General features: G+C 45.6%; 5 protein-coding genes and 1 pseudogene. 2 read left to right on the forward strand and 4 right to left on the reverse strand.

Annotation, left to right across the window (positions count from 1 at the left end; all coding sequences use genetic code 11):
- The first annotated feature begins 178 nt into the window (after positions 1-178).
- Positions 179-2,179, forward strand: coding sequence for a monovalent cation:proton antiporter family protein (locus tag C7B77_RS18415; RefSeq protein WP_106308049.1), 2,001 nt, complete (start codon positions 179-181; stop codon positions 2,177-2,179).
- Positions 2,180-2,497: 318 nt separating this feature from the next.
- Positions 2,498-3,151: pseudogene (locus C7B77_RS18420) on the forward strand (NAD(P)-dependent oxidoreductase).
- Positions 3,152-3,379: 228 nt separating this feature from the next.
- On the opposite strand, the gene C7B77_RS18425 reads toward C7B77_RS18420, so the two are convergent.
- The 4 genes from C7B77_RS18425 to C7B77_RS18440 form a co-directional block, all read right to left on the reverse strand.
- Entirely contained in the window at positions 3,380-3,631 is a 252-nt protein-coding gene (locus C7B77_RS18425) for an acetyltransferase (RefSeq protein WP_106308052.1), read from the reverse strand.
- 129 nt (positions 3,632-3,760) lie between these two features.
- Positions 3,761-4,246 (reverse strand): universal stress protein, encoded by a 486-nt coding sequence (locus C7B77_RS18430; RefSeq protein ID WP_106308055.1) that lies wholly within the window; start codon positions 4,244-4,246, stop codon positions 3,761-3,763.
- A 168-nt stretch (positions 4,247-4,414) separates the two neighbouring features.
- The gene (locus C7B77_RS18435; protein ID WP_245894264.1) at positions 4,415-4,714 is read right to left on the reverse strand and encodes a hypothetical protein; all 300 of its coding nucleotides are present in this window, start codon (positions 4,712-4,714) and stop codon (positions 4,415-4,417) included.
- 369 nt (positions 4,715-5,083) lie between these two features.
- Positions 5,084-7,453, reverse strand: a complete 2,370-nt coding sequence (locus tag C7B77_RS18440) for a PAS domain-containing hybrid sensor histidine kinase/response regulator (protein ID WP_106308060.1) — start codon at positions 7,451-7,453, stop codon at positions 5,084-5,086.
- Positions 7,454-7,756: the final 303 nt, after the last annotated feature.

Raw genomic sequence — 7,756 nt, forward strand, 5'->3', positions numbered from 1 at the left:
CGATTGACGTTGCTGATTTGAGGGATGATTTTCTGTTTTTCCAACCCAAAAATTATCTCCTCCCCCGCGCCCCGCGCCCCGCTCTATCTCTTTCATACTCCGATTCAGCAACGCCGGACGATTTTACCCCTAAAATTAACTTGTCACTCTGAAGGTAATTACAACCAGGAGCAAAGAAATGGCAGGGAAGTTGACGCTCATCGTCGAGATGGTGACTGTATTAGGAGCTGCAACTACTGTTGGATACTTGGCTAATCGCTTAAAGCAGCCCGTGCTCCTGGGCTATTTATTAGGTGGGACGATCGTCGGGCCAACTGGCTTGAAGCTAATTTCCTTAGAAAATAATATTGAAACGCTGTCTAAGGTTGGGGTTGCCCTGCTGCTGTTTACTTTGGGAATTGAATTTTCGATTAAAGAATTATTAAAAGTGCGGAAGATCGCCTTTGGGGGCGGCAGTCTGCAAATTATCCTCACCATCTTGCTGGGGGGAGGATTAGCGTACTGGACGGGCTGGGTAGACACGTTGCCGAAAGCTGTTTTTTTAGGGGCAGCCCTCTCTCTGTCTTCGACTGCGGTGGTGCTGAAAAGTCTCGTGGAGGGGAATGAAGTCCAAACCACCCACGGGCAAATTATGCTGGCAATTTTGGTCGTGCAAGACTTGGGTTTGGGTCTGATGCTGGCGGTGCTACCTGTATTGACTCAGCCAGCTAGCGCAATTGGGCTAGCCTTACTCGGCGCGGTGCTAAAAGCACTGCTCTTTATCGCCGGAGCGATTGTCGCTGGAATTTGGCTGATTCCAGTGCTAGTGAGATCGCTGGCTCGGACTGGTTCTCAAGAATTGTTTTCCCTGGGCATTCTGGCGTTGTGTCTGGGCATTGCCTTGATTACCTCAGCGATTGGTTTAAGTATTGAGATGGGTGCTTTTGTGGCCGGACTGATGATTTCTAACGTTGAGTATGCAGACAATGCCTTAGATCGGGTGCTGCCAATGCGTGATGTATTTGCGACTTTGTTTTTTGCCTCAATTGGCGTGTTAATCGATCCCGGATTTCTACTCGCGAACCTGGGCACTTTATTGGGATTAGTAACTGTCACCCTGATAGGGAAAGCCGCGATCGTGACTGGGATCGTGAAATTGTTTGGTTATCCGCTCAAGACCGCACTCAAGGTGGGGATTGGGATTAACCAAATTGGTGAATTTTCGTTTGTGCTGGCAGGAGTGGCGGTTAGCGAGGGACTTTTCACACAGCAACTCTATGGGCTGACGGTTGGCACAACCGCCGCCACATTACTAATTACCCCCTTTTTACTCAAAGCAACTCCCTATCTGCTGATCTGGCTGGAACGACTGCCTGTAATCGATCGCTTATTGCAGTTAGACCAGCCGTTCCAGTTGGTTGGCAGTGAAGACAGCCTCAAGGATCATATTGTAGTGGCAGGATTTGGCAGGGTGGGACAAACCTTGGTGCGGATGCTCTACTTTCAAGGGCATCAAATTTTAGTAATCGACAACGATGAAGCGGCACTACAAACGCTGCGAGAGCGAGGGATTCCTTACTTGTATGGAGATGCTGCCAGCCCGAGCGTTTTGGAAAAAGCCAATTTGTCAGCCGCCAAGTCAATGGCGATCGCCCTGCCCGACCCCATGAGCACTCGCTTGACCCTCAACCGCGCTCTGGGGCTAGCTCCAGATCTGGATATTACCGTCCGCGCCCATGATAAAGATGAAATTGAGGTGCTCTATCAGCTCGGAGCGCAAGAAGTAGTGCAGCCAGAGTTTGAAGCTTCCTTGGAAATGGGTGCCCACATGCTGCTCAAACTGGGGGATTCTGCTTACGCGGTGACGCAAGCCGTCAATCGCTACCGCAGCAGCCGATATCGAGACATTTTGCCGGAGCGATCGGAATATTGGGGCGCAGCCAACCTGGAAGCGGCAATTCAAGGACTGGAACGGCACTGGTATGAGATCGATCGATCCTCTGCTTTGGCTGGCAAAAGTCTCGCCCAATCCAACATTCGTCGCTTGTCGGGTGCTACGGTGATGGCCATCGAACGCGATCGTCAATTGCTCCGTTATCCAGCCGGAGAAACTGTATTAGCACAGGGAGATCGCTTGTTAGTCGTCGGTAATTTTGAAGAACATGCTGCCTTCCAATCTCTGTTTGTGACAAAACTATAGTCGCCGCCAGCAGAACTCCTCACAAGTTATTCAAGTTTGAGCTTTACCGTTGGGTATGGAGCCTCCTAAATACGGGAGAGCCGTAGAAATCCAAAACTGGTGGGACTGGATAGCATGGGGATTTTTGCTGGTCTGGTTTCTCATGGTATTCCTTTAGCCTATAAACAGACTCGATCCGACCATAGAATTAACACTAAGAAATGACGATTGAGAGAGATATTGTCATGACGATCGAATCATAAATTGCTACAAGATCGGCATCAAAACCGCTCGGCTTGAAAACCGATCCAAACAATTACTTCAGGTAGGAGATCTCATATGAAAATTGCAATTATTGGAGCATCGCGGGGCATCGGTGCCGAACTATTAAAAGCTGCCATTGAAGAAGGTCATGAAGTTACTGCTTTAGTGCGAGATCCTGCTAAGTTGAACGCCAGTATCCCTGGGTTAAATGTCGTCAAAGGCGATATTCTCGACCCATCCTCTGTGGCTACCACAATCGCCGGACGGGAGGCAATTTGCGTTTGTATCGGTATTCCACCGACTAGAAAACCCGTCGATGTCTTCTCTCGAGGAGTTCAAAATATCCTGAACGCGATCGAAACAGGATCGAACCAAAAACTAATTCTGGTTACTGGTATTGGTGCTGGTGATAGCAAGGGTCATGGTGGCTTTTTTTACGATCGCCTTCTCAAGCCGCTGTTGCTGGCAACCAATTACGCAGATAAAGATCGCGCAGAATCGTTGGCGTAGCCTCTCAGAATGAGAATCGTCAAAGCCAGTAATGTGGAGTGGCTCATCGTTCGTCCCGGATTCTTGACCGATGGCTCCCGAACTGGACAATATCGGGTTATCGACAATTTATCTGGTGTTACGGCAGGCAAAATCTCGCGCGCCGATGTTGCTGACTTCATCTTAAAGCAGTTGGCATCGCCAACCCACTTTGGCAAAACACCACTATTAACTTACTAGCTAGCTTGAGAGTAGAGAACCCATTTGAGAGCTTGGCGTTGCTGGATTCAAGTATGAAAAGCTAGAGATGGGAGCGCGAGCCGCAAATCAGCAACGCCTAATTCTCAATAGTAAACTGGGCACTACTCGCTTTCTCGATCTATTGAGTGGCGAGCAATTACCCAGAATTTGTTAAGTTGGGATTGGGAAATTGACGATCTATTGGTTCATCACTTTGGATCGATCGTCTTATAAGTTTGACACTACCATTCTTCTGGGTTCTCCTAGATGAAGATGTTCTCGATAATGACCATCTAGCCAACAGATCGGTAATGATTCTTCAGATGGAAAGCCCATTTCTGCTTTGGGAAATAAGGCAGGATCTTGAAGTTCTTCGCCAGCATGACTTCTGCCGAGTACCTCATCTTTAAAGGGATCGAACAGATCGCTAAGTTCGAGAATTTCAACTAACACTTGAGTCGGTCGATGCAGTAAAAACATATTAAGACCTCTCTGGTTGTAAAGTGCCCCTAGTACATATATTTAGTCAGGGCTGCTTATTTCTTAACTGTAGGCAAAAAATATGAGAAACTTGTGAGTATCCTCACATCCGACCATGTGAATCGATCGCTAGATCGATCGCGTTTTGTCCATCAGTACAGAGCAAAGCGCATGATGGAGGACATAATTGCTAACGCTGCCTACAAGCAACTCATTGAGACCAGAAATACCCCTGTGTCCCATCACAATTAGATCGACATCCGCAGACTGGGCAAATTCACAGATTTTGCGACCGGGGCTGCCAGCAACCTGGTGAAATTCAGTTGTAATGCCTGCGGCAGTCGCTCGATCTGCCAGCGATTTTAATAGATCCAAATTTTGTTGTTCGTAGGTCTGCCAGCGTTCTCGATATATTCTTTGTGCATTGCTATCCGCAACTGGAATATATTCCATGCCTATAGGCATGGGGAGTATTAAATTATTCTGTTCCTCTAAGGATAAAACATGCAAAAGTACCAGGTTAGCTCGATCGGCCTTGGCAATATCCAGTGCTGTTTTAAACACATCATGGCTAGTGTCCGAGCCATCTATTGCTACCAAAATTTTGTGAAACATATTGACTCCTTTTTGCTTTAGATCTTGTTAGTTACCCATTACAATCGCTCTACAAAAAGAGTTTGAGAAAGTCGCAAGCACTTTCAATAATTACCCGATTGCCATCTGAATTATCCGCCTTCATTTACACTCACCCCCACACCGATCCCACTCGATCTCATCGATCGATTAGCGATTGCGACCCCAACCCCAGCCACCATGATGATTGGCTTCTCTTCTCAATCGAATATCGGTTCGATAACCACGCCGCTCCCATCTGCGAGCAGCACGCTCGGCATCGCGACGCTCTACATGAAAACCATCTAGAATCCAGATCCCGACTGGATCTCGCGGATTGCGATAATAAACATAATATCGCTGCTCTCGGCGACCGCGATATTGGGCTAGTTGCAAGTTATTCCCTGGTTCATGAAAGTTCTGTACAGAGTTTTGCGCGTCTAGTGCATTTGCAACAAAAGGTGTAGACACTAAAAATCCTATATATATTAGTGAGATTGAAATTATCTTACTCATAAATTTTCTTCCCTGCGATCGCATCTTAATCCTAAAATCTTCTCTATAACCACAAGCTAATCCTACAACTAACATGTGAGGTTCTTGTGAGAAAAAGATTCGTTCGCAAAGTGTCTCAGAACGAGAATCGACTAAACCGATCGATTTTTTAATTTTTGGAAAAGTTCACGAGATTCTCACATTTTAAATCTAATGTAGATAGCACTAACAGTCTGGATGCAGAACATCCACCCATCGCACTACGGCTCGTGGTTTTGACGATTTTGGTGGGTTTGGATTTCAGGCTCCCGCACTAGATACTGGTTAAAGACTCCAACATCTTAGCTACTGGCTGCATACCTGTGATAACGTTCTTAAAAGATGCTCTACGGTAAAAGGCTTTTGCAAAAATGCCATTACACCACATTCTTGAAGCGTTTGAGTTATTTGTTCGTTAGCGACCAAGCCACTCATGGCAATAATTCTGACATGAGGATTGAGTTTGTGGATCGTCCGAACGGTGGTCAAAATATCTAACGATGGCATCATCAAATCGAGGAGAATTACATCGATGTCGTTTTTACGTTCGGCATAAGTCGCGATCGCCTCGATCCCATCGCCAGCAGTTAATATTCGATAGTTATAAGTTTCTAATGTGTTGCCAGTAATCGATCGAATGGATGTTTCGTCATCCACAATCAAAACTAGTTGATTGCTGCCACTTTCAAAGCTTGGCATCGGTGGCGATTGAATTTCATAACTATCGGTTGCTGGTAAATATATTTTAAAACAAGTCCCTATGCCGACCTCGCTATTAACCTTAATAAATCCCCCATGACTTTTGATAATGCCGATCGACGTAGATAATCCCAGTCCCGTACCTTTACCAATATCTTTGGTCGTAAAAAACGGCTCGAAAATTCGATCGATTAGCTCTGGAGCGATGCCTGTGCCAGTATCGGCAATAGAGATCGCAATGTAGTCGCCAGGTCGGGCATCCAAATGAATTTTGGTAGAGTTTTCATCGTTCGCATAGCGTTCACTTTGTGAAATCTTGAGATTTTCGGTGCTGACTGTGAGGATGCCGCCGCTAGGCATCGCATCGCGAGCATTGACACACAGGTTCATCAATACTTGATGAATCTGCGTACTATCGGCTTCAATCGTCGCTAAACTATCGGCATAATTAAAGATAGTCTCAATATTTTTGGGAAATGTTTGTCGAACGATCCGTTGAATTTCGGCGATAACATCGCGAACTTGAATAACGGCAGTTTTCCCTTCTACTCCTGGCGTAAATGAGAGAATTTGTTTGACTAAATCCACACCTCGATGCGTACTATCACTGAGAATTTTTAATAAGTTTTGAGTGCGACCGTCGAGGTTAGGAAACTGGAGGGGGAGAACTTCGGCAATACCTAAAATTGGGGTAAAAATATTATTGAGGTCGTGAGCGATGCCACTGGCAAGAGTACCTAAACTTTCTAACCTTTGGGACGCTAACAGTTGTGATTCTAATTGTTTTTTCTCTGTGATATCAGTATCCACGTTGAGGATCGAGTTTGCATTGCCAGCAGCATCTCGCACCAAGGCGCGGCGACTGATGATACTTAGCGGTTGCCCTGTTGCAGTAACTTTTGTCAATTCCCCTTCCCATTTACCCGTGGTTAAGACGATTTCCATTACCTCTGCCAGTTGCGCTAAAGAGTCGGGAGTGTCAAACTGCCGCACATCCCGACCGATCGCGTCGGCTGTTTGGAGATCGTACAATCGTTCGGATCCTTGATTCCAAAATAATATTTGGTAGTTGAGATCGTTGACGAACATTGCATCGGGAACGATGTCGAGCAAACTTGCTTGCTCGTGCATAATTTGCTCCGATAGTTTGCGCTGGGAAATATCGCGAACGATCGTTAAAACTTGACAGACACTGCCATCGGGACGATATGCAAAATTCTTGCATCGTAAATAATGCCACCGCCATTCTCCATTGAAATGGCGCATTCGGTATTCAAATTCTTTAATTTCACCATCTTGAAGACCGACGATCGCATCTACAGGATTTGGTTCGTCGGGATGATGGAGAATCTCTACAATCCGATCGCCCATCCGCTCAATTTCCGATCGGGGATAACCGAGTAATTCGCCGATCGAATAGTTAGTATAAATTACCCGTCGTTCGTCCAAACTATAAATACTAATTCGGTCGGGTATAGCATCCAGAATCTGCTCGGTGAGATCCCGATTGTTTTGCCGCATCAAAGCGATTTCTTCCCGTCCGGCTGCGTCGCGCTGGCGTTCGCTAATGTCAACGACCACCGATCGACTGATTAGATAGTTTCCTTCCTCGTCGCGGACAATTGTTGCACTCAAGCTGACAGGACAGACACTACCATCTTTGCGTACCATCTCAAGTTCTACATCTTGAATAAAACCCCGTTCCTGAAATTTCACACAGTTGTCGCGAAGCTTGCGGTTGCTTTTTGGTGTAAGTAAATCGAGAAAGCAAATCTTCCCCACAACTTCATCCCGCTCGTACCCCAACATGTTTAGTTCGGATTGGTTGATGTGTAAATAGATACTATGGAGATCGAGTGCATGATGTCCACAGGGAGCGAGAGCGCAAATTTTTTGAAATTCCTCATTTTGAAATTGAAGAGCTAGAGCTAATACATCTAAATTATTACAATTGTCAGGTGTCAATTTGCTTTGCATCTTTCCCTCCAATTTATTTGTTGTAATTTATATTAACTTCTATTATCGGGGAAGTGCAGACTTGAGACAATACGATAATAATTTCTACTAAAAATAAGATCGTTAAATCTGCTGTGAACGAAGGGTTGAGGTTCAATCGGACAAACCCAGTCTTCACTTTACTTATTAATTCTAACCAGAAATATTTAGCAGATGTTTAGAAACAATAGCTCGACGATCGATGGTCTGTAAAGATACATTTAGGACACGGAGGCTTGGTGAAAAATCTAGCTTTTTAGACATTTAATGCACGATCGTGAAAAT

This window comes from Chamaesiphon polymorphus CCALA 037 (genome assembly GCF_003003845.1).
GTDB lineage: Bacteria > Cyanobacteriota > Cyanobacteriia > Cyanobacteriales > Chamaesiphonaceae > Chamaesiphon > Chamaesiphon polymorphus.

What these genes read in the sequence shown, in the direction of transcription:
- C7B77_RS18425 (WP_106308052.1), bottom strand. Translation starts at nt 3,631, where the DNA reads ATGTTTTTACTGCATCGACCGACTCAAGTGTTAGTTGAAATTCTCGAA.
- C7B77_RS18440 (WP_106308060.1), bottom strand. Translation starts at nt 7,453, where the DNA reads ATGCAAAGCAAATTGACACCTGACAATTGTAATAATTTAGATGTATTA.
- C7B77_RS18430 (WP_106308055.1), bottom strand. Translation starts at nt 4,246, where the DNA reads ATGTTTCACAAAATTTTGGTAGCAATAGATGGCTCGGACACTAGCCAT.
- C7B77_RS18415 (WP_106308049.1), top strand. Translation starts at nt 179, where the DNA reads ATGGCAGGGAAGTTGACGCTCATCGTCGAGATGGTGACTGTATTAGGA.